The sequence below is a fragment of the Paenibacillus sp. FSL W8-0187 genome, assembly GCF_037969755.1.
Taxonomy (GTDB): domain Bacteria; phylum Bacillota; class Bacilli; order Paenibacillales; family Paenibacillaceae; genus Paenibacillus_AQ.
On the sequence record NZ_CP150206.1, the window covers coordinates 2,854,549 to 2,875,376 of the forward strand.

The 20,828-nt window shown below is 48.1% G+C and carries 22 protein-coding genes; 20 read left to right on the plus strand and 2 right to left on the minus strand.

The window, feature by feature from the left end; all coding sequences use genetic code 11:
* Positions 1-11 precede the first annotated feature (11 nt).
* From glnA to MKY48_RS12840, 4 genes are all read left to right on the plus strand, one after another.
* Entirely contained in the window at positions 12-1,340 is a 1,329-nt protein-coding gene (glnA, locus tag MKY48_RS12825) for a type I glutamate--ammonia ligase (protein WP_339272365.1), read from the plus strand.
* Positions 1,341-1,496: 156 nt separating this feature from the next.
* Positions 1,497-1,907, plus strand: a complete 411-nt coding sequence (locus tag MKY48_RS12830; protein ID WP_339293068.1) for a hypothetical protein — start codon at positions 1,497-1,499, stop codon at positions 1,905-1,907.
* 160 nt (positions 1,908-2,067) lie between these two features.
* Complete coding sequence (locus tag MKY48_RS12835; RefSeq protein WP_339293069.1) at positions 2,068-2,604, plus strand: RNA polymerase sigma factor; 537 nt, start codon at positions 2,068-2,070, stop codon at positions 2,602-2,604.
* A complete protein-coding gene (locus MKY48_RS12840; RefSeq protein WP_339293070.1) occupies positions 2,597-3,385 on the plus strand; it encodes a hypothetical protein in 789 nt (262 codons plus the stop codon). Before MKY48_RS12835 ends, MKY48_RS12840 begins: the two co-directional genes overlap by 8 nt.
* 93 nt (positions 3,386-3,478) lie before the next feature.
* Here the strand turns inward: MKY48_RS12840 and lexA are convergent, their stop codons facing one another.
* Complete coding sequence (gene lexA / locus MKY48_RS12845; RefSeq protein WP_076321144.1) at positions 3,479-4,105, minus strand: transcriptional repressor LexA; 627 nt, start codon at positions 4,103-4,105, stop codon at positions 3,479-3,481.
* 175 nt (positions 4,106-4,280) lie between these two features.
* Between lexA and MKY48_RS12850 the strand changes: the two genes are divergently transcribed.
* The 5 genes from MKY48_RS12850 (at position 4,281) to MKY48_RS12870 (ending at position 7,329) form a co-directional block, all read left to right on the plus strand.
* Positions 4,281-4,649 carry a LysM peptidoglycan-binding domain-containing protein gene (locus MKY48_RS12850; RefSeq protein WP_076321339.1) on the plus strand — a complete coding sequence of 123 codons (369 nt, stop codon included), beginning with the start codon at positions 4,281-4,283 and terminating at the stop codon, positions 4,647-4,649.
* A 264-nt stretch (positions 4,650-4,913) separates the two neighbouring features.
* Positions 4,914-5,120 carry a DUF896 domain-containing protein gene (locus MKY48_RS12855; RefSeq protein ID WP_076321145.1) on the plus strand — a complete coding sequence of 69 codons (207 nt, stop codon included), beginning with the start codon at positions 4,914-4,916 and terminating at the stop codon, positions 5,118-5,120.
* Positions 5,121-5,280: 160 nt separating this feature from the next.
* Positions 5,281-5,805 carry a hypothetical protein gene (locus MKY48_RS12860; RefSeq protein ID WP_076321146.1) on the plus strand — a complete coding sequence of 175 codons (525 nt, stop codon included), beginning with the start codon at positions 5,281-5,283 and terminating at the stop codon, positions 5,803-5,805.
* Positions 5,806-5,847: 42 nt separating this feature from the next.
* Positions 5,848-6,639 (plus strand): HAD family hydrolase, encoded by a 792-nt coding sequence (locus MKY48_RS12865; RefSeq protein WP_339293071.1) that lies wholly within the window; start codon positions 5,848-5,850, stop codon positions 6,637-6,639.
* Positions 6,640-6,924: 285 nt separating this feature from the next.
* Positions 6,925-7,329 (plus strand): FixH family protein, encoded by a 405-nt coding sequence (locus MKY48_RS12870; RefSeq protein WP_076321148.1) that lies wholly within the window; start codon positions 6,925-6,927, stop codon positions 7,327-7,329.
* Positions 7,330-7,420: 91 nt separating this feature from the next.
* Here the strand turns inward: MKY48_RS12870 and MKY48_RS12875 are convergent, their stop codons facing one another.
* A complete protein-coding gene (locus tag MKY48_RS12875; RefSeq protein WP_076321149.1) occupies positions 7,421-7,957 on the minus strand; it encodes a cupin domain-containing protein in 537 nt (178 codons plus the stop codon).
* A 169-nt stretch (positions 7,958-8,126) separates the two neighbouring features.
* Between MKY48_RS12875 and metH the strand changes: the two genes are divergently transcribed.
* The 11 genes from metH to MKY48_RS12930 all read left to right on the plus strand — a co-directional run bounded on the left by metH (position 8,127) and on the right by MKY48_RS12930 (position 20,775).
* Positions 8,127-11,567 (plus strand): methionine synthase, encoded by a 3,441-nt coding sequence (gene metH, locus MKY48_RS12880; RefSeq protein WP_339293072.1) that lies wholly within the window; start codon positions 8,127-8,129, stop codon positions 11,565-11,567.
* Positions 11,568-11,653: 86 nt separating this feature from the next.
* Entirely contained in the window at positions 11,654-12,583 is a 930-nt protein-coding gene (gene rnz / locus MKY48_RS12885; protein WP_076321151.1) for a ribonuclease Z, read from the plus strand.
* A 371-nt stretch (positions 12,584-12,954) separates the two neighbouring features.
* Positions 12,955-13,749 carry a TIGR01457 family HAD-type hydrolase gene (locus MKY48_RS12890; RefSeq protein ID WP_339293073.1) on the plus strand — a complete coding sequence of 265 codons (795 nt, stop codon included), beginning with the start codon at positions 12,955-12,957 and terminating at the stop codon, positions 13,747-13,749.
* Between the two features lie 51 nt (positions 13,750-13,800).
* Positions 13,801-14,619: a DNA-formamidopyrimidine glycosylase gene (gene mutM, locus MKY48_RS12895; protein WP_339293074.1), complete on the plus strand. Its 819-nt coding sequence runs from the start codon at positions 13,801-13,803 to the stop codon at positions 14,617-14,619.
* Positions 14,609-15,457: a deoxyribonuclease IV gene (locus MKY48_RS12900; RefSeq protein WP_339293075.1), complete on the plus strand. Its 849-nt coding sequence runs from the start codon at positions 14,609-14,611 to the stop codon at positions 15,455-15,457. The genes mutM and MKY48_RS12900 overlap by 11 nt, the downstream gene beginning before the upstream one ends.
* Positions 15,458-15,474: 17 nt before the next feature.
* Complete coding sequence (locus tag MKY48_RS12905; RefSeq protein WP_076321155.1) at positions 15,475-15,813, plus strand: cyclic-phosphate processing receiver domain-containing protein; 339 nt, start codon at positions 15,475-15,477, stop codon at positions 15,811-15,813.
* The gene (locus tag MKY48_RS12910) at positions 15,810-16,157 is read left to right on the plus strand and encodes a thioredoxin family protein (protein ID WP_098743275.1); all 348 of its coding nucleotides are present in this window, start codon (positions 15,810-15,812) and stop codon (positions 16,155-16,157) included. Before MKY48_RS12905 ends, MKY48_RS12910 begins: the two co-directional genes overlap by 4 nt.
* Complete coding sequence (locus MKY48_RS12915; protein WP_339272386.1) at positions 16,154-16,927, plus strand: ATP-binding cassette domain-containing protein; 774 nt, start codon at positions 16,154-16,156, stop codon at positions 16,925-16,927. The genes MKY48_RS12910 and MKY48_RS12915 overlap by 4 nt, the downstream gene beginning before the upstream one ends.
* A gap of 5 nt (positions 16,928-16,932) precedes the next feature.
* Positions 16,933-18,009 carry an SAM-dependent methyltransferase gene (locus tag MKY48_RS12920; protein WP_339293076.1) on the plus strand — a complete coding sequence of 359 codons (1,077 nt, stop codon included), beginning with the start codon at positions 16,933-16,935 and terminating at the stop codon, positions 18,007-18,009.
* A 161-nt stretch (positions 18,010-18,170) separates the two neighbouring features.
* Positions 18,171-19,637 (plus strand): serine/threonine-protein kinase, encoded by a 1,467-nt coding sequence (locus tag MKY48_RS12925; protein WP_339293077.1) that lies wholly within the window; start codon positions 18,171-18,173, stop codon positions 19,635-19,637.
* Positions 19,638-19,665: 28 nt separating this feature from the next.
* A complete protein-coding gene (locus MKY48_RS12930; protein ID WP_339293078.1) occupies positions 19,666-20,775 on the plus strand; it encodes an SAF domain-containing protein in 1,110 nt (369 codons plus the stop codon).
* The last annotated feature ends 53 nt before the right edge of the window (positions 20,776-20,828 follow it).

Here is a 20,828-nt window from a genome sequence, read left to right on the forward strand (position 1 = left end):
GAGAGGATAAAGTGAGTTATACCAGAGAGGACATTCTACGTATTGCCAAAGAAGAAAATGTTCGATTTATCCGCTTGCAATTTACAGATTTGCTTGGAACGATTAAAAATGTTGAGATTCCTGTAAGCCAGCTGCCTAAAGCGCTTGATAATAAAATGATGTTCGACGGTTCGTCCATCGAAGGTTATGTACGTATTGAAGAATCCGATATGTATCTGTACCCGGATCTGGATACCTTCATGATCTTTCCATGGGTATCCGAGGATCGTGTCGCACGTCTGATCTGCGATGTCTACATGCCTGACGGCACTCAGTTCGCAGGAGATCCGCGCGGCATTCTGAAGAGAGCGCTGAAAGAAGCTGAAGAGATGGGCTTCACTTCTATGAATGTCGGTCCGGAGCCAGAATTCTTCCTGTTCAAAACCGATGAAAAAGGCAACCCTACCCTGGAGCTTAATGACCAAGGCGGATACTTTGACCTTGCGCCTACGGATCTTGGCGAGAACTGCCGCCGCGATATCGTACTGACACTGGAAGAGATGGGCTTTGAAATCGAAGCTTCTCACCATGAAGTTGCTCCTGGCCAGCACGAAATCGACTTCAAGTATGCCGATGCGATCAAAGCAGCTGACCAGATTCAAACATTTAAATTGGTAGTTAAGACGATTGCTCGTCAGCATGGACTGATTGCAACATTTATGCCAAAACCGCTATTCGGCGTGAACGGCTCTGGTATGCACTGTAACCAATCGCTCTTCAAAGGAAGCGAGAACGCGTTTGTCGACGAGAGTGATGAGCTTGGCTTGAGCGTAACGGCTCGTAACTATATGGCGGGTATTCTTAAGCATGCACGCGCGTTTGCTGCGATCACGAACCCAACGGTGAACTCGTACAAGCGTCTCGTGCCTGGTTACGAAGCACCTTGCTACGTAGCATGGTCTGCAAGTAACCGCAGCCCAATGATTCGAATTCCTGCATCCCGTGGCCTTAGCACGCGTATTGAGGTGCGTAACCCGGATCCGGCGGCTAACCCGTATCTGGCTTTGGCTGTCATGCTGAAAGCAGGTTTGGATGGCGTGAAGCGCGAGCTGTCGCTCCCGTCTCCAATCGACCGTAACATCTATGTGATGACGGAAGAAGAGCGTATTGAGGAAGGCATCCCTAGCTTGCCGGCAAACCTGAAAGAAGCCATTAACGAGTTGATTCGCAGCGAAGTCATTTCCGATGCGCTCGGGGATCATGCGCTGGCTCACTTCTACGAGCTGAAAGAAATCGAATGGGACATGTACCGCACGCAAGTTCATCAGTGGGAACGCGATCAGTACATTACAATGTATTAATAGAGGAATCCCTTGCGCCGTAAGGCGTGAGGGGTTTTTGTTTTTCCAATGAATATGATCAAACAGGCATATGGAATATTAGTCAGGTTTCATATAAAGTTAGTGGAGTAGGGGAAATGCTGCTGTGGTAAGTGGAACAACGAAGGAGGCCCGTAAATGGCAACTCTAAGTGACCACGAAGAGAAGGGAACTCGGGCAGTGTTCGCGTTTATATCTCGTATTCCTGGTGAGGATGAAGGATGCCAGATCAATTTTAAGTTTTTTCAGGCTAACCGAATCATTTATGATTTGAATTTTGGGTGGACGAATTTGACAATCCGGAATTATATTTCGGTAACTGCTGAATTTCCGCTTGAGTATTTAAATGGTTTTAAATTAGATGGTTTATTTATGTCTTTCGAAAAACATTTATACCAGCTGAGCTGGGAGCCAAAGGAACAAGAAGGAATCTATCAGTTGCATTTTTACGGATCGGAACAGGATTTTCAGTTAACCGCCGACATAGAATCCATTCGAAGATTTGGTTCTCAATTTAAACAGGCCTGGGATGAGGCTCCGTTAGTTTAGTAGCAATGGCAATAGATTTTGGTTTATGATTTTGGAGAACCGTTCAGGAATGCAGCCAATACAGAATCGCCCTCCATAAAAGGGAAGATTCTTTTTTTATTTTTCGAAAAAAGGGAACCTTTACTCACTTCCATGACTCTAATTAGACGAGGTGAATCGGTTGGAGCTGGAATACTTGAAGCAGATGACGGTGATGGACACCCAGACACTGGATAAAATCATGAACTTATACGGAAATGATATCTGGAATTACGCTTATTTTCTGACCAAACAGCAAGCACTGGCTGACGATATTGCTCAAGAGGTGTTTATTAAAGCTTATTTTGGCATACATACCTTTCGCGGTCGGGCGACGCTAAAAACGTGGCTGCTTACAATTACAAGACATACCGCGTTTCGATATAAACAGACTTTTTTCTTTCGGAATGTGACCCTTAAGGACAGACTGCACACAGATGCGTCAAGTCGGTCCGCGGAATTGGAATATCTGGACGGGCAGTTCACGGATGAAATATGGGCCATGATTATGACCTTACCCAGGAAGTTCAGGGAGGTGTTGATCCTGGATCTTTACTATGAGATGTCAATAAATCAGATTGCGGAGTTCCTTAACCTAGCGGCGGGTACCGTGAAATCCAGACTGTATCGGGCAAGGAAAAAAGTACAGAACCTGTTGAAGGAGAATGGCGATGAATGAGGATAAACCAGACTGGTATTCCCGGGCTAAAAAAACTCCCTTTTCAGATGAAAAGTTCACATCTGAAATGAAAAAAAACGTGCATAGGTCCGTGATTTTCACCGACAGCAAGCCTAAACGTCGAAAGCACTTACAAGTTGGATTTGCTGGAGGGTTAATGCTTCTGATTATTTTAATTGCCTTTCAATTACCTTTTGGCAGAGAGGAACAACAGAGAGCAGGGACTTTACCTCCTGGTACGGAAGAGACAATCCGGGCACAAGGCGTAACGGATGAAGGAAGGTTAAGGGTTATTGCAGTTGGACAGGAAAAAATAACGACATTGGGAGCACCGAGCTGCTTCGGTATCGAAACGGATATGTCGTTTACCGGAAACTACAGCGTACAGTATAGTACTAACCAAGTTACAAATGAAGTAACTACGCTGGGGGATCTTACTTTTATTCAACCAACATCTGCTCCGGTTGATATGATTCGCCTGCCGTTTCAAGCTGCCGATGTATTTATACTCGCACCGCAATATAGGGACTGTCATGGTATACAAATCTATGCGTTCGCAGTGGAGCATGAAACGGGTAAAGCCGTCCAGCTCCGATTTCAGGATGAATCCTTGGTATCCTACTTTTCATATTATAGACCAGGTACTACTCCCATGGTTAAAGATAATAAGCTTGTTCTAGAGTCCACGGAGGGGCCGGGTGGGGAAGGTTCGCCGGATTATAAACCTAAGCGGATGTATCGACTGGATCTTAAGCAAGGCGTTATGGTGTTGGCAAACTAGCTAGGATCATGTTTCATTATCTATATAGAAAAAGCAATAGGTTACCATCCAATTAAGGGAGGTAACCTATTCTTCATAGATAGATATATGAAATTAGTGGACATCCCGGAAGAGTCCGATTACTTTACCGAGAATCGTAACATGGTTCAGGCGCAGTGGCTCGTAGGTAGGATTCTCCGGTTGCAATCGTACATGATCCTTCTCCTTATAGAAGGTCTTCACAGTTGCTTCGTCTTCCTCTGTCATCGCTACGACAATGTCGCCATTGTCTGCAGTTTGCTGCTGGCGAACAATGACATAGTCGCCGCTGTGAATGCCAGCTTCGATCATACTGTCACCAATAACCGACAACATGAACACCTTATCGTCGCCTACATAATGCTGTGGGAGTGGGAAGTAATCCTCAATGTTCTCCATGGCTGTAATAGGAACACCTGCAGTGACTTTTCCGACAACAGGCACTCTGGCAATGGTGTGAGTAAACAGGCTTGCGCTTTCGGACTCTTCTTGGCCAAGCAGTTCGATTGCTCTTGGTTTCGTAGGGTCACGGCGAATGAGGCCTTTCTTCTCCAAGCGGTCAAGATGTCCATGGACCGTTGAACTGGAAGCTAGTCCGACAGCCTCGCCGATTTCCCGGACAGAAGGCGGGTAACCCTTGCTACGAACTTCGTTGCGGATAAACTCTAAGATCGCCAGCTGGCGGCTGGATATTTTCGACATGCCGTATCAACCCCATTTAGTAACGTTTGGGAAAATTATAACATAGAACTTCCGTTCGTACAAACATAAGTTCTAAATAAAAATAGAACAAATGTTCTTTTTGGTATTGAATCAAACAAGTGTTCGTGTTAATATGAATCCATAAGAGAACACTTGTTTGGGAGATGATGATTCCATGTTGAAATACAGTACATACCGTAGCATTTATGAGAACGTTCCAGTGCAAACGAAGTCCTCCGAGACTTGGATCGATCAATTGAAGTCGAGAATGGCATCCATTCCTTTTATAAAGCTTTTATTCGTTCTGTTAATCGTAGCATCCTGCTGGACAGGGGCATATTCCGTTTTTGCCGGGGGGATGGATAAACCCACGGGGGAGAAGCAGGTTATTGTTCAATATGGCGATAGTTTGTGGCGGATTGCTTCCCTTCATAAACCGACAGATATGGATACGCGAGTATACCTGGATAGCATCCGAAGAATGAATGGATTGAAGGGTCCGGATATACAGGCAGGAGAGGTGTTGTCTTTACCGGTCTGGTAATGGGATGACACTACGAGAAACTCTTTCCTTATATATGTCCCTATTTCTCGCTTCATATTTGTAGGTTTGCCTGACGATGTGATTTCACGCAGTATAAGCGTGTTTATAATAGAAGATTATTGATTTCTTGACATAGAGGACTCATTTATAGGCATCATATGTTCATATTTGTTATTAATCAGAGTTTGCAAGGGTGCAGTTGCCTTGACAAGCTCTTTTTCACATGTTTAAGTTATACATGATATCGGAATTGGAGGAGAAGTCATGGACATCGATACTTTGGTTGAACGCATCAATGTGCTAGCAAGAAAACAGAAAAGTGAGGGATTGACCGCGGAAGAGCTCAAGGAACGGGCAGAGCTTCGGGAAATATACCTTAATAATATTCGAGGTAACTTTAGACAACAGCTGGAATCGATCGAATGGGTTGATGAAAATGAACAAAAAGGCGGCCCGCGATTAAAGCATTAGCCGATCAACTGGAACATGGATCTACAACCAGTGATTCATGACCAGATAGTAGGATAGAATTATAATACTTGGGGTGCCGATTATTCGAGGGAATCGAATACGGTTACCCCAAGTTTATATGGATTGGTAATATATTGAAATTTAATCCAGGGGGAACCATATGTCACGATCATGGGAAAGAAAAGTCAACAAAAATATGTCACAGCTCAACAAGCAGCGTAAGAAGCAGGGGCTGACCTCGTACCAAGGCTCTGCCGTTACTGATAAGCATGATGTATTTAAGGGACGTAAATATGTACTTCCGTTAGTGCTTGTTGCATTGGCTGGTGTGTATGCACTTCTTGGAACGGCGACGTCCGAGGCTGCAGGTGGAAGCAACGATGTACTGAACTGGGTAGGTGTCAGCTTGTACATTCTGTTAGCGCTTATGATTTTCTTACGCAAGCCTTATTTGAAGATTGAGCGTGCTTCCGTATCCACCATGAAGTTCAATCGGGAACGTCGACTGGCTGTATCGGATATCGAGAAGATCAAATTGGCTTCGGGTTCCGTCGTGATCCAGGGCAAGGGGAAAGCAGGCAACTGGGTATTCTCGCGTATGATGAATCTTTATGATACGAAAGCGATGGGCGAAAGATTAGAAGAGTTCGCAAAAACTCATCAAATTCCAGTTGAGCATAATTAACAAATAGAATAGATCACAGTGTATATGAGGAGTGGGAGAGACATGCCGATAGCTGCGGTTTTGTTTGATTTGGACGACACGTTATTGTGGGATGAACGTAGTGTGGAAGAAGCGTTTGAAGTGACATGCCAGGCCGGAGCGAACGAGACCGGCATTGATGCCAAAGCACTTTTGGCCGCAGTACGGGAAGAAGCTAGAGCATTATATGAGTCATATGATACTTTTGCTTTTACCAAAATGATCGGAATTAACCCTTTCGAAGGCTTGTGGGCTAATTTCACGGCTGGATCACAGCCTGAATTCAGAAAGCTGCAGGAGCTGGCACCCGTATACCGCAAGGAATCATGGCGACGCGGACTTCAGCGCCTGGGAGTTGATCATGAAACATTGGCCGAAACGTTGGCTGCACAATTCGCTGCTGAACGCAGAACAAGACCCTATGTATATGAAGAAACGTTTGAAGTTCTGAAGGAATTGCAGGGAAATGTAAAGCTGCTGCTTCTCACGAACGGAAGTCCGGATCTGCAGCAGGAGAAGCTGGACGGTGTTCCAGAACTGGTTCCTTATTTTGATCATATCATCATCTCCGGTGATTTTGGCAAAGGGAAGCCGGATGTTTCCATCTTCCAGCATGCTCTGGATTTGTTGGGTGTTGAGGCGGATCAGGCCGTAATGGTGGGAGATAAGCTGACCACAGACATTAAAGGCGGGAATGCGGCAGGACTGCATACGGTTTGGATCAATCGGGTAAACCGACCTCACGATCCGTTCATTCAACCGAAGTTTGAGATCAAACATTTATCGGAGCTGCATGCCATCGTCGCATCCTTGTAAACTACGCAATGAAGGACTCACTCACACCCGAATAATGGGTGCGCAAACGTACATAGGAACAGCCCTAACAGCAGATTCTGCGGTTATGGGCTGTTTTTTGTTGGTTACACAATTGGACTTGAGCCGTGCATTTGGCAATGATAAACGTCACACAATTGTAAGCTGCATGAGATAGAAGTAAAAGAATAATGCGATATAATGGATTAGGTAACTTAACGAGGTTTGGTAATGACCATTACGTGAATGAACCATACATAGCCCTATTCTGTAAAAGAGGTGTAGAGAATGACCCGAAAAAAGATAGCCTTACTTGCAGCCATGGTGCTGATGGCGGTTGCGCTTGCCGCATGTAATGACAGCAAAGCGGAATCCGGAGAAGATGTGATGGCGGAACCCATTATTGTCGAGCTGTCTTTGACGCCGGAGAGCATTAAGGCTGGTGAGAAGGTGCTGATCGAAGCGAAGGTAACGCAAGCAGGCAGTCCGGTCGAAGATGCGAACAATGTGGAATTTGAAGTGACGCTGGAAGGCGGAGGCGTTCAGGCAAAGGTCCCGGTTAAGCATGATCAGGACGGGGTTTACAAAATGGAGAAAACCTTCGATGAGGCTGGAACCTATCGCATCGTTTCCCATGTCACGGCGAGAGGACAGCATTCCATGCCGTTGAAGGAACTGAAGGTAACGGAGTAACACATCGCAAAATAAATAAGGCAGCACATGGTCCGCAAGGCGGATCGATGCGCTGCCTTATTTCGTCTTCCTATTCAATCTGCCCGCAGGCTTATTGGAATTGAGGATCTTCTACCGGTGTAGCAACCCAGCCGTTCTCTTCAATGAAAAGACGAACAGCGATGATCTGCTTGTTCTCCATCAATGTGAAGAAGTGAGGTGTATTTTCCGGTACGGAAATGACATCGCCTGGCTCAAGCTCAACATTAAAGTAACCGACATCGTCGGAGCCCTTAATAATGAAGATTCCTTTACCGCCGACAATCGCACGGATTTCATCTTCCGCGTGGGTGTGAACCTCTTCGAATTTTTTCAGCAGGTCCTCGATATTGGGCGTGGACTCGGAAAGTGTGATGACATCCCAAATTTTGTAGCCGCGTCTTGCAGCCAAGTCACGAATTTCTTCATCATAGATGTCCAAAATGCGCTTCTTATCGTCATCACTAAGCTTGAAATTTTCTTGAAGCGCTGCCGGGAGTTTTTCCATATTCCAGTGCTCGTAAACAACCTCTTGGTTACTCAGGAATTCCCGAACATTTTCTTCTCCAGTAATGCGTTCGTTCGTGTTGCGAATCACAATCTCTGCCATAGCTTTAACCCTCTTTCTCCCGTTGGATTAATATGTATTATAGCCCCCCTCACAGCATTTGTCATCTGCAAATGTTGATTTGTACCCATTGCAACGCAATATTTCGGCTTTTCTATTGAAAAATATTCTGATACACTAAGATTTAACGTTTTCGGGGGAGGTTTATGAGTTGAACAAGCCTAGCTTACAAGAAGTACTTAAAGAACGAATATTAATTCTTGATGGTGCCATGGGCACAATGATCCAGCAGGAGGACCTCTCAGCTGAAGATTTTGGCGGCCCGGACCTTGATGGCTGTAATGAAATGCTGGTCATTCATCGACCGGATGTCATTCAAAAAATACATGAACAATATCTTGAAGCAGGTGCCGACCTGATCGAAACCAATACGTTTGGCGCAACCTCCGTTGTGCTTGCTGAATACGATATTCCTGAGCTTGCCCGGGAGATCAACCTGAAAGCGGCTCACTTGGCCCGCGCAGCGGTTGAAAAATATTCCACGCCGGACAACCCGCGCTATGTGGTAGGAGCCATGGGTCCGACAACCAAGACGTTATCGGTTACCGGTGGTGTGACCTTTGCCGAATTGATCGAGAGCTACGAGGAGCAAGCCGTTGCTTTGATTGAAGGCGGGGTTGATGCGCTTCTGCTCGAAACATCGCAGGATACATTAAACGTGAAGGCCGGGAGCATTGGGATTCGCCAAGCGTTTGATAAAACGGGCGTCACGCTTCCAATTATGATATCCGGTACGATCGAACCGATGGGAACGACGCTGGCCGGACAAAATATAGAAGCATTCTACATTTCTTTGGAGCATCTGAATCCCGTATCGATTGGCCTTAACTGTGCAACGGGCCCGGAATTCATGCGTGACCATATTCGCTCCTTATCCGAAATGTCGAGAAGTGCCATCAGCTGTTATCCTAACGCGGGTCTCCCAGACGAGAACGGGCAGTACCATGAATCCCCTGAATCGTTGGCTCAAAAGATGGGGGCTTTTGCTGAAAAAGGCTGGCTTAACATCGCCGGCGGATGCTGTGGGACAACACCCGACCATATTCGCGCTTTAAAACAAACGATGGATGGCTTCTCCCCGCGACCGCTGGATGGTGGGCATTTGCCGGCATTATCCGGTATCGAGCCGGTATATATTGAGCAGGAAAACCGACCTTATATGGTAGGGGAGAGAACGAATGTTCTGGGTTCCAGAAAGTTTAAGCGTTTAATTGTAGAAGGTAAATATGAGGAAGCCTCCGAGATCGCTCGTGCCCAGGTCAAGAATGGTGCGCATGTCATTGATGTTTGCGTACAGGATCCGGATCGTGAAGAATCGGAAGATATGATTAAGTTCCTGGAGCTAGTAGTTAAAAAGGTTAAAGTGCCGCTCATGATCGATACCACGGATCCGGCCGTTATTGACCTGGCTCTGCAATATTCGCAAGGGAAAGCGATTATTAACTCGATTAACCTTGAAGACGGTGAAGAGAAATTTGAGCATGTGATCCCGTTGGTGCATAAATACGGTGCCGCGGTTGTCGTTGGAACCATTGATGAGACCGGTCAGGCTATCCATCGTGACGACAAGCTGAAGGTGGCCCAGCGTTCTTATGATCTGTTGGTCAACAAATATGGCGTTTCGCCTGAAGACATTATTTTCGACACGCTTGTATTCCCGGTAGGTACAGGGGACGAGCAGTATATCGGATCAGCCAAGGAAACGATTGAAGGCATCCGTATAATAAAAGAAGCCATGCCAAAAGTGCATACGATTCTCGGAATCAGTAACGTTTCCTTCGGATTGCCGGAAGCGGGCCGTGAAGTCCTGAACTCCGTGTATCTGTACGAGTGCACAAAAGCCGGATTGGACTACGCAATCGTAAATACCGAGAAGCTGGAGCGTTATGCCTCCATTCCCGAAGAAGAGCGTCGCCTGGCCGAGGATCTGATATACAGAACCAATGATGAGACGTTGGCGGCTTTTGTCGCGGCATTCCGGGATAAAAAGATAGAGAAGAAGGTTAAGGTATCCAATCTGACACTCGAGGAGCGACTAGCATCCTATGTAGTGGAAGGTTCTAAGGAAGGCCTCATTCCGGACTTAGATATAGCATTGACCAAATATGGCGCGCTCGAGATCATTAATGGACCACTGATGGCCGGGATGACCGAGGTTGGACGTTTGTTCAACAACAATGAACTAATTGTCGCGGAGGTGCTGCAAAGTGCCGAAGTAATGAAGGCATCCGTAGCGTATCTGGAATCCTTTATGGAGAAAAACGAGACGTCGGTCAAAGGGAAAATCATGCTTGCCACCGTGAAGGGGGACGTGCATGATATCGGTAAAAATCTGGTGGAGATCATCTTGTCCAACAATGGTTATCAAATCATTAATTTGGGTATAAAAGTACCACCGGAGCAAATTATCGAGGCATACCGCCGTGAGCAGCCTGATGCTATCGGCTTGTCCGGTTTGCTGGTGAAGTCAGCCCAACAGATGGTATCCACCGCCCAGGATTTGAAAAACGCAGGCATTAGCGTTCCAATCATGGTAGGGGGGGCGGCTCTGACACGGAAATTCACGAAGACCCGCATTCGTCCCGAGTATGACGGCATGGTGCTCTATGCCAAGGACGCCATGGATGGTCTTGCGTTGGCCAACCAGCTCAGCGATCCGGTGCAGCGGACGAGAATAGCGGAAGAGATTAAGGCAGAGCAGGAAGCTGATGCTGCCGCTCCGCAAGTGGTTAAAGTGATGCCGAAGCTGTCAGAAGGACTGCGATCCAAAATTTCGACCAATGCTCCTGTATATTTACCGCCGGATATGGAGCGGCATGTGCTCCGGAATTATCCGATTTCGCACATTCTGCCTTATATCAACATGCAGATGCTGTTAGGACATCATTTAGGCCTGAAAGGCTCAGTGGAACAGCTGCTGAAAGCCAATGACCCGAAGGCGGTATCGCTTAAGGAAACCGTTGATGGTATTCTGGAAGAGGCCGTTCAATCGGGGATCATACAGGCGCATGCAATGTACCGTTTCTTCCCGGCACAGTCAAGAGGAAATGATATTCTAATATACGATCCAAAAGATACAACAAAAGTATTGCATCCCTTTACGTTTCCAAGACAGCAGGTTGAGCCGTACCTGTGCTTGGCGGATTTCCTGAAATCCGTAGATAGCGGGGTTATGGATTACGTTGGATTCCTTGTCGTTACAGCCGGCCACGGCGTCGGAAAATTGTCCGGGGAATGGAAGGACAAGGGTGACTATTTGCGCTCCCACGCACTTCAATCGGTCGCACTGGAAACGGCAGAAGGGCTGGCGGAGCGGATTCACCATATGATGCGGGATTCGTGGGGATACCCCGATCCGGCAGACATGACGATGAAACAGCGCTTGGGTGCGAGATACCAAGGCATTCGCGTATCTTTCGGGTATCCGGCCTGTCCGGATCTGGAGGATCAGGAACCGTTATTTAAATTGATGCAGCCAGAAGATATTGGCGTTCATCTGACCGAAGGTTTCATGATGGAACCTGAGGCATCGGTATCCGCCATGGTGTTCAGTCATCCGGAAGCTCATTATTTTAACGTAGATAAAGCTTAACATTTGAATACCGGTACAGCCGGTTTGAAATCCTCCGAATGTTTCGGGGGATTTCTCCGGTTTACAACCGAAAGGGGAGAAGAGGGATGGAACTCTATTTTCTAGGAACAAATGCGGGGGTTCCTACGCTGCAGCGTAACGTAACCTCGATTGCACTGCGTATGCTGGAAGAACGAAGAAGTTTGTGGCTGTTTGATTGTGGAGAAGGTACGCAGCATCAAATATTGAAGTCCCCGCTCAAGCTGTCCAAGCTTGAAAAGGTATTCATCACCCATATGCATGGTGATCATGTATTCGGTTTGCCGGGTTTGCTGTCCAGCCGTGGTGCCCAAGGGGTAACTTCACCCCTGACGATATATGGTCCCCCTGGTATTAAGGCCTTCATTGAAACTACGTTGAACATTAGCCAATCGCGCGTTCCTTATACGATGGAGGTCATTGAACATACCGGAGGCGTGCTGTTTGAGGACGATAACTTCCTCGTGGAATCGGCAAAGCTGGATCACAGGGCCGAGAGTTATGGCTACCGTATCGTGGAGAAGGATCTTCCCGGCAGCCTGGACCTGAAACGGTTGGCGGACTATGGACTCAAGCCAGGGCCGCTTTATGGCAAACTGAAAAGAGGGGAAAGCGTAGAACTCGGCGACGGCCGATGGATTCATGCCTCTGAGGTGCTCCTGACACCGAAAAAAGGGAGAGTGGTCACGATCCTCGGGGATACAAGGCCATGCCCTGGAGTGGAGACTCTGGCCAAAGACGCCGATCTTTTGGTCCATGAAGCCACTTTCATGGAGGATCTGTCGGAGCTCGCGCACGAATACTATCACAGTACGGCTAAACAGGCGGCGGAAGCAGCGAAACGGGCTGGAGTAAGAACGCTGTTCCTGACCCATTTTAGCTCCCGGTATAAGGATATGGAGCATTTGCAGCCGCTGCTCAAGGAAGCGCAGGAGATTTTTGAGAATACACGCTTGGCAGAGGATTTCGGATTGTACCCAATCCAGCGCAAATCATAAGCCAATAGAGCTGCTATTTACAGGGAAATATCGAGTGATGGAGTGAATTATTTTCCGGGAAAGCGCAGGAAATGACAAACCGGTTGATAATCACTAATGCTTGGACACTCTTCGATTTCTTTCGACTGATTAGCTATCGGGCTGAAGTACTAGCCATGAGCCTTGCAACCGGAAGTAGCCTTCTTTACAATAATACTAACTGGGGTTTCTACGTAAGTATGCTTCAGGGTAGTGTATGAACCGAGGTTATACATATTTATACCGATATATGACGATGAATGACGATCACAGCGATGCCGAGAAAGCTCATACTTTAGCCGATGAATCATTTATGGCGTGAAGGAAAGAAATAAAGAAGGTGCTATCAATTCATGGAAAAACCAAAACCAAAAGGATTACTGATTGACCTGGATGGAACGCTTTATCATGGCCGTCATCGAATTGAGGGGGCAGACCTTCTCATCGAACGGCTGAAGGAATTGCAGATTCCGTTTCTGTATGTAACGAATAATTCATCACGAACACCCGAGCAGGTAGCGGCGCATCTGATGGAGATGGGGATACCTGCCTTGCCGGAGGAAGTCTGCACCTCTTCCTTGGCTGCAGCAAAATATATCGCGGAGAAGTCACCGGGTGCCCAAGTGGCGATGCTGGGAGAAGTGGGGCTCCGTGAAGCCCTCTTGTCTGCGGGTCTAAATATCGTGGAGCAGTCCCCTAAATATGTGATTCAAGGAATCGACCGTTCGTTCGATTACGAGAAGTTAACCCGTGCCGTTCGCTGGATTCAGGAGGGAGCCGTGTCGATATTGACCAATCCGGATTTGCAGCTTCCATCAGATACCGGTTTGATGCCAGGTGCAGGTTCGCTGGGTGCTGCGATCGAAGCCGCTTCCGGAGTGAAACCGACGGTCATCGGAAAGCCGTCCTCGATTTTAATGAAATTTGCTTCGGATCGCCTCGGTTTGGCCCCGGAGGACACTTATGTAATTGGAGATAATATACGTACGGATATCGCGGCCGGCGCGTATGCCGGCTGTAAGACGGTGCTCGTTATGACCGGAATCACGACCGATCTGAATATGGAGGCACATATGGAAGCCACGGGTATCACACCGGACTTTATATGCCGAGATTTGAGCGAAGTGATCAACCTGCTGTGCTCATAATGAGCGAAAGTGTACATTAACTTTTGTGATTGACGAAAGGGAAGATGAATGATGCCGGAACTGCCGGAAATGGAAAATTACCGAAGATTGTTATCGCAGAGCATTTTGAATGTGCCGATCACGAATGTTGTCGTGAACCGTGAAAAATCACTGAATGTGACGGTTGACGAGTTTACTTCCGAGTTAAAGGGAAGCAAGGTCATTTTTGTGGAGCGTAGAGGCAAACACCTCATATTCCATCTGCATAACGGAGGCAGATTGCTGCTTCACCTCATGCTGGGCGGCATTTTGTATTTAGGGCATAGGGATGAGGAGCGTCCCTCAAGGTCGACCCAGGTCGAGATCACATTTGGTGAACAGGTGCTGTATTTTATCGGTTTGCGTCTGGGTTACTTGCATTTCTTAACAGCCAGAGAAACGGAAAATGCGCTTAAAGAGCTTGGTCCTGAACTTCTGGATCGGCGAATGACCAAAGCGCGCTTCGTTGAACGGATTGGAAAACGGCGGGGCGCTTTAAAAACAACGCTGGTTAATCAGCAGGTTGTCGCCGGAATTGGCAACTGTTATGCGGATGAGATTTCCTTTGATGCTCACATTCACCCGCTATCCAAAATTCAGGATTTATCGGAGCAGTCTTTAGAGCAGTTATACGAGAGTGCCGTTAAAGTGATGCACGAGGCGACGGATGGTGGCGGATATATGGAAATGCCGTTTCAGGAAGGGGATACTCTGACGGGAGCTTATAACGACGAGTGTAAAGTTTATGATCGCGAAGGAGAGCCCTGTGTTCGCTGTGGCACGCCGATCGTGAAGGCGGAGCATACCTCGCGCAAAGTGTTCTTTTGTCCAAATTGTCAGCATGAAGTCTAAAGTCCGGATTGGAAGTCATGTCAGCACACGAGGCGGATTTCTCGCAGCAGCTCAGCACGCAGCCGGCATCGGTTCACTCGCCTATCAGTATTTCCCGAAAAATCCGCGCAGTCTTCATTTGAAGACGCCGGATGTCCGCAATGCCGCCGTATGCTCAAAGTTTTGTCAGGAACAAGGACTCGTTTCGATCGCGCACACACCATATCCGACGAATATGGCGGTTGGCTTAACGCGGGGAGAAGAGTTTTACCAGTTGACCGTAGATTCCCTTAAGAATGATCTCATGATTGCCGAGGCTTGCGGATCGCTGGGTATTGTGGTTCATTTTGGGCATCTCAAGAGCCAGGATATCCTTGAAGGGTATCAGAATATTATTCGCTGTTTGAATGATGTGTTGGCTTCCTGGACGGGAAGGGCCAAGCTGCTGATCGAGAATCAGGCGGGAGACCATGGGTCCATGGGGATGACGCTTGAAGAGAGTGTAAAGGTTAGACAGCTTGCTGATGATCCGGAAAAAATAGGCTTTTGCCTGGATACCTGCCACTTGTTTGCTGCCGGAGGCTGGGACATTTCGAATACGGATGAGCTCCTTGCCAGAGGCAAGGAGCTAGCCTATTGGGAATCCACCGTTGCCGTTCATCTGAACGATTCGAAATATGGGGCCGGTTCAAGAAAAGATCGCCACGCCCGCATCGGACAAGGTATGATAGGCACAGAAGCCTTGAAGCGTTTGGTTCTGGCACCGGAACTTGCGGGCAAGGCATTTGTTCTGGAAAGTGAAAAAGGGGCTGACGGCACACATCGGGAAGACATCGCTAAGGTGCTGTCCTGGTCCTGATTAAGGGAGAGAGTAAAATGATTCATCTGTATTTAGACGACTGGCGCCCCAATCCGAAAGGATTTGCGCTGGCTCGAAACGGGGAAGAGTGCTTGTTGATGCTCCGTGAATGCGAAGTGGATGTTCTGTCGCTTGATTTTGAATTGGGGCATGGCCAGATGAACGGCGGCGACGTGGTTGCAGCCATGATCGCCGAAAACCTGCAGGCCAGGGAAATATACTTGCATACCTCAAGCCCGTCGGGCAGAAGAAAAATGTATGAGCTGCTCTATGAGCACATGCCGGAAAGCGTCCAGGTTCACAATGGGCCGATGCCGGAATCCGTTCTGCGGGAAGTTGCCCAGGGTTCAAGATGATTGAGGTTACACAGCGTGAATTGACAGAGAGGCTTGAATGGCACGAGCGCCTGACGAAACGAGATGCGAATGCAGAGCCTGTCATCGTATTTTTACATACGCCATTATGCGGCACATGTGCCGCTGCGCGTAAGATGATCGACATTGTGGAACATGTGGTGCCGGATGTACAGCTGCTCGAAGCCGATGTTAACTTTCTACCGGGCATTGTGGAACGGTATCAAATTCGCAGCGTTCCTGCATTGCTGGCTATTCAGTCGAGTCCCCTCGCCGCGCCGGAGGTGCTGTACCGGATGGGTTCCGTGCAGGATATCGTAAGTTTTGTTAGGAGTGTGAGGCCGTGATTTCGTTACAGCATGTGTCGCTCGTCAGAGGGAGCCGTCATATTCTGGATGATGTTAGTATCGAGATGAAGCCGGGACAGAACTGGGCCATTTTGGGCAGGAATGGATCAGGCAAAACGACGCTGCTGGAAATGATGACAGGATATATGTTTCCTTCCCGTGGGCGTGTTGAGGTCCTGGGTCATGTTTACGGACAATGCGACGTTCGGGAGGCCCGGAAGTCCATTGGCTATATTAGCCAGTCATTATTAGAGAAATTGACCCTGAGCGACCCAGTCTGGGAGGTTGTGGCAACAGGGGCGTATGCCTTTTTGCGCTTCTACCAGGACATTCCGGAAGAGGCCAGGAATCTAGCCTATTCCCTGCTGAACGAAATGAATTTCGGCCATCTGGCGGAGCAGCCTCTCGGGACATTGTCCCAAGGTGAACGGAAAAAGGTGATGTTGGCACGCTCCCTCATGGCCGATCCGAAGATTCTGATTATGGATGAGCCTTGTGCCGGCCTGGATTTGTATGAACGGGAGAAGATGCTGCAGGAGATTCACAACCTGAGGCAGCGCGAAATTACGGTTGTGTACGTCACGCATCATATCGAGGAGATTGTCCCTTTATTTACTCATGTGGCGCTCATGAAAGACGGCCGCTTAACGGGTGCGGGAACAAAAGAAGAAGTATTAAACCATGTACTTATCAAACAAACTTATGATATCGACGCTCAGCTGGAATGGGATGGCGGACGTCCCTGGATCAAAGTTATTTCTGGAGGTTAATCCGTTTGGATGAATTAAATGTGATGCAAGAGCATGAGGAACAGAATCAAAATCACCGGGATTTTCACAGCAAGTGGGTATGCACAGCAAACCATGGTTTTGCTCCCTACGCCCAAGAAGAGCTGCGCCGGATGTTTGGCAGTTTAAAGAGCACGATGATGATGCCGGGCGAGGTGTTTTTGGCGACACTCGGCCATTCCGAAGAGGAGGCGAAGCGGCTAATTACGTCTTCCCCGCCAATTTTTCTGCGGCATTTGTTTCCGGTACATCTGGAGGTAGCGGCCGATACCGCTGCCGAAGCATTGCATGCGGTCGATGAGCATGTCATGAAGCAGGAGGAGATCGGCAGCAGCCGTGTATCCATCCAGATCCGAAAGACGGAGAACAGCTCGTGGAAGGAAAACCCGGCGGCGCTTCGAGATGAATTACAGCATCGCTTGGCTGCGCTAGAAATTGAATACACGGTTCAGGCACCGGAGTGGATTATTTCACTATTCGCTGCTGACAGCGTCTGGTATGTTGGCGTGTCGCGGCCGGAGGACAACCTGTCGGATTGGAACGGAGGCGCCGTCCGCTTTCAACGGGAAGAGGGACAAATCTCAAGAGCCAAATTCAAGCTCCTTGAGGCGGAGAAACAGTTCGGGATTCCGTTTGATTCCTTCCGCAAGGCAGTTGATATCGGAGCAGCGCCTGGCGGATGGACATCCTTTCTATTGGAGCGCGGCCTGCAAGTTACGGCAGTTGATCCGGCAAAAATGCATCCATCACTCGATGGTCATAAAAACCTCCGCGTGATTCACAAGAATGCAGCGGACGTATCGTTTAGAGATTCTGAGTTTGACTTGTTGGTGTGTGATATGAGCTGGAGTCCTAAACAAATGGCCAGAATGGTGACCGGGCTGCTGCACAGCCTTCAAACGGGAGGTACTGCTGTCATTACGGTGAAGCTGCTGACTAAGAAACCGATGGCGCTGGTAAAAGAAATCATGTCGGTGTTTGAAGAGTCCAGAATGCAGATTCAGGGAGCGAAGCAGCTGTTCCATAATCGGGACGAGATTACGCTATATATGATTAAGTATTAAAAAAGTCTTTACAAGTGAATGTAACTTGTTCTATAATGATTCCAAAATTAACCAACGACAACATTAGGGAAAGCATCCCGCTATTCATCACAATTGAGTGATGAGGCGGAGTGCTTTCCTTTTTTTTGTTGTGCTTGTAAGTCAGAGGAGAGGGCGTTGACATGAATCAGCCTTGCAGATTGGTACATGGGGAAGTGTTGGGCGAGCGTTACGTGATTGACCGCGTGATTGGTGAAGGGGGCATGAGCTGTGTATATCTAGCCGAGGATCAGAAACTGCCCGGGAAGAAATGGGCAGTGAAAGAGAGCTTGTCTGAACCTTGTATGCAGCGCGCCGTTCAGGATGAGGCACAGCTTCTGATTAAACTCAGTCACCCGCGGCTGCCCCGTATTGTCGATTTTTTTCATGTTCAGGATACCGGCTACACCTATTTAGTTATGGATTATATTCAGGGCATGACATTGGAGAAGTACTTCCGAGGATATCGGGGAAATGTGAATCCGGACTTCATTATGGAACTGATCGAGCAATTGCTGGATGTTCTGGAGTATCTCCATAATCACGAACCTCAGGTTATATTCCGAGATTTAAAGCCATCGAACATTATGCTGACCGATCAGCTGCAGGTTAGACTCATCGATTTTGGAATCGCGAGAAGTTATAAACAGGAGAGTGGCGAGGATACGGTCAAGCTAGGCACGGTTGGATTTGCAGCGCCGGAGCAATACGGAGGAAGGCAAAGCGATGCGAGATCGGACCTGTATGGACTTGGTGCGCTTCTGCTTTATCTCTCAACCGGAGGCAAATTCAGTGAATGGATAACGGGCGTGGAGCGACATATTCGTGGCGATTTACCAAGAGAGCTTGTGCCCGTTATCCGAAAGCTGCTGCAGTATGCTCCGGAGCACCGATATCAATCCACAGTAGAGGTTCGTTCAGCACTAAACAGGCAGCAGTCGATTACTGCGAATATTGCGGGTGTTCAGTCCAACACGCTAGCCGGGACGCTTGTGACGGCCGTATTGGGGACATCGTCCGGTGTAGGAACAACGCATAGCTGTATCGCATTTGGTCATTACTTGGCATCAAGGTACGGGAAGGTAGCGATCGTGGAAATGAGCGCAAAATCCACCGCCTTTACCCGGATTCAGGAAATTGCCGAGGGCGGGAAGCTTGGATCTATCCGAAAATTCGAAATCAACGGGATTCATTTCTGGCGGCAAACGGCCAGAACGGAAGTTATTTCGCTGCTCGGAGGCAGCTACGATGCAGTTGTGTTGGATTTGGGAGCATACCGGGACAGCGAACGGCTTGAGGAGTTCCTTCGGGCCGATCTGCCTATCGTTATCGGATCAGGAGCGGAGTGGCGACAGCATGATGTGGTGACGCTGGCCCGGATGCTGTTAAGACACCCACAGGCGGCAAGGATCTATGCACTGCCTCTTGCAGGAGAAGAAACAATTCAAGAAATGAGAAGAACGCTAGGAACGAATAAAGTTTATTCTTTACCCCTGCAATTGGATCCGTTTGAAGTACCGGACAACAGCAGGGAGGCATTTGAACAGTTATTTCAGGACTACTTGCCGCCGGCAGAAAGGAAGCGAAGATTCAGGTTTCTAAAGAATTAACCGCATTTGAACTGAAGGAGATGAAGCAATGCCGATTATCAGGAGGCGCAGCCGCAAACTGATATTTGCTGGACTTGCCGGCGCAGCCGTAACGGGTGCCGTATGTGCCGGCGCAATGATGTATTATGTGAACGGTTATAAAGAGCAGCAGAATGTAGAGCGTACTAAATACGAGCAGCGAATCACGGAGCTTGAAGAGACACAGCTGCAGCAGCTCAATTCAATGAAGGTTGCATGGGTTCCGTTAAAAGATATTCCGCCTGGTCATTTCATAGATGCGAAGGATATTAAGGAAGTGCGTTTGCCTGATGACGGTTCTTCCGGCAATCTGTTCTCGGTCAAGGAAGAGATCGCAGGGAAGGGGGCTAAGATCGAGCTGCTGCAGGGAACACCGATTACCCGCTCGATGCTCTTTGAAGAAGAGCCGACACCGTCTGATCTCCGTCATCGGGAGATGAAGTCCGTATATCTGCCAAGCAATTTACGCCAAGGGGATGTGATCGATGTGAGGGTTCAATTTCCTACCGGACAGGATTACATCATTTTATCCAAAAAGAAGATCGACAAGCTTCAAAATCCGGCGTTCTGGACGACGTTAAGCGAACAGGAGATTTTATTGCTTTCCAGCGCTTTGGTGGATGCTTATCTGCATGATGCAACGCTTTATGCACTCACCTATGTAGAGCCGGAGCTGCAAAATAGAGCGATTCCTAACTATCCTCCGAACGCTGAAGTAACGAAGCTGATTACAAGCAACCCGAATATTGTGAAGAAAGCTGAGAAGTTTTTCGAGGTTACGCTGCGAAACACGCTGGAAGAGGATTTAAAGAAGCTTCAACCGAATCAGCAGGCTCAGGTATCTGACATGCATCATAACTCGATCTTTGCTAGCGGTGCAAGGAGTCCGGACTCCTGGAGTCCTGCGTCCAACATAAGCCCCCAAGCAAAATCTTCAACGGATACGGAATGGAATAACGCTGACATCCGTTCTGACGATGAGACAAATACAGGGACTCCGCTTCGTGAAGAGCGGGATTCAGAAGCAGAGCAGATTTTGGGATCATCCGGCTTGCCAGAATCCCAGAATAGCAGTGATAAGGAATCACCAGAAGCGGAATTGATATTCTCAAGTCCTTAGTAAGACAAGGTGAACCCCGAAGAACAGATGGTAAGTGAAGGAGTGTAATCAAA